Source organism: Campylobacter sp. IFREMER_LSEM_CL908, assembly GCF_025771545.1.
Taxonomy (GTDB): Bacteria; Campylobacterota; Campylobacteria; order Campylobacterales; family Campylobacteraceae; genus Campylobacter_D; species Campylobacter_D lari_D.
Map to the genome: position 1 here is coordinate 1 of NZ_JAKMQK010000029.1, position 1,621 is coordinate 1,621.

Annotated in this window: 1 protein-coding gene; it reads right to left on the reverse strand. The window is 27.3% G+C overall.

Annotated features, from left to right (window positions below; translation table 11 throughout):
- Window positions 1-19: 19 nt before the first annotated feature.
- Window positions 20-1,582, reverse strand: a complete 1,563-nt coding sequence (locus tag L8U04_RS08210; RefSeq protein ID WP_263709817.1) for a putative toxin — start codon at window positions 1,580-1,582, stop codon at window positions 20-22.
- Window positions 1,583-1,621: the final 39 nt, after the last annotated feature.

Sequence of the window (1,621 nt, forward strand, 5' to 3'; positions counted from 1 at the left end):
TGATTTTCACAAAACTTCTTTAACTTTTTTGAAGGTTTTTATTTTCATTAAAAACTTCTTCTAATTCTTCTGCATTATTTAAATTTAATCTTTTTATTACTATTTTATTAGGTGTTGCTCCTTTTATATGATGTAGATATATTTCTTTAAAAGCAGTTTTTATGCTTCTATGTAAATGCCTATGGTAGATAAAGCCACTTCTTGCATCACAATCTCCACCTTTTTCTGAAAAAATTCTCAAACGAGAAGTTTGAATATTTGATACTTCAGACCAATTTTGCTTGTCTTTATCCTTTTCATTTAGGATTTCTACCACCTTTGTTTTTTTCAATCTTTTTGTTTCTTTATTAAACTCACCTACTTTTTTTCCATCGAGTGCTAGTTTTTCATGTTCTTCACGAGTCAATACACTTCCTGTTACATTTTCTGTTAAATGTGTATAATGATTACACACAAAGATGTAATCAAGCTCATATTCTCTAGCGAGTTTTAACTCAAAACTTATTTGTTCTGTTAGACTTTGAACTTGGACATTTTTAACTTCGACTAAACTAGGAATACCATTAATATTTACTAAAAAATCAGGTATAGTATGATTAAAACTATGAATGTTAAAATTCGCATCTAGTTTTCTTTGATTGCTTAAATAGCGTGTAGATCTTTTCCCAAAAAGCAAAGAAGCAACATATTCTCCCGTATCTCCTATGAGTTTAGGTGAAATTTTTTTCTTATTATTTTTTAATTCTTTGCATTTTTTAACTTCTTTTCTTTGCTTTTTCTCTAAAGCTTCCTTAGTTTTTTTAGAAATTCCATCTGCTTTTTTAATGGTTTCAAGCTTATGTTGTGCGGTTTTTAAAAGATCTTTTATTTGTTTTTCTTTACCACCATAAGAAGCAAAGCTTTGCTCATTTTCAAGCATACTTTTAAATTCCTTAGGACTTTGTAAAGCAAAATGACTTGGATGTTCCACATTGGCTATTTTTCTTTGAAAAGTAAGGGTTTTTTGTTTGATATTGCTTAATTCTGAAATGACAAAGCTGCTATTTAAAATAGGCACAGGATCAAAACTAGATTCTCCTTTATCACAGATTAGTCTAGGTATAAGACACCATTTATAACCAGATTCATTCTTGAAAGATTTTTCATAAAATTCTTTCAAGAAATCCTTTGTTACTGTTGCCACGCCATTATCTATTGAAAATGATCTTATATGATTTTTTATATTATCATCACTTGTATAAATATCATAAAATACATCGTATTCATAATCTTTTCTTTTATATCCTTTAGCAGGCAAAGCACCATCTTTTAATTTATCAAATTCTTCATTGATTTTTTCATTGCTTTGAAGTTTAAGTTTTTCAATTTCTTCTTCTTTTTCTTTATTGATTGTTTGTATATATTCTAAAGATTTGCTTTTATTGATGCGATATTCATCTTTTTTTGTTTTTTGCTTTTTCTTCTTGTTTTCTTCTCCTATCATATGCTCTTCTTTAGGTAAATAAAAGGCAAGAGAATAACCACTGATGATATCTACACTTTCAAATTCTTTGATTTTAAATTTCACATCATTAAATTCCAATGAAAAATCCTTTTTTGTTTTTTTATCTTAATTTTTCTT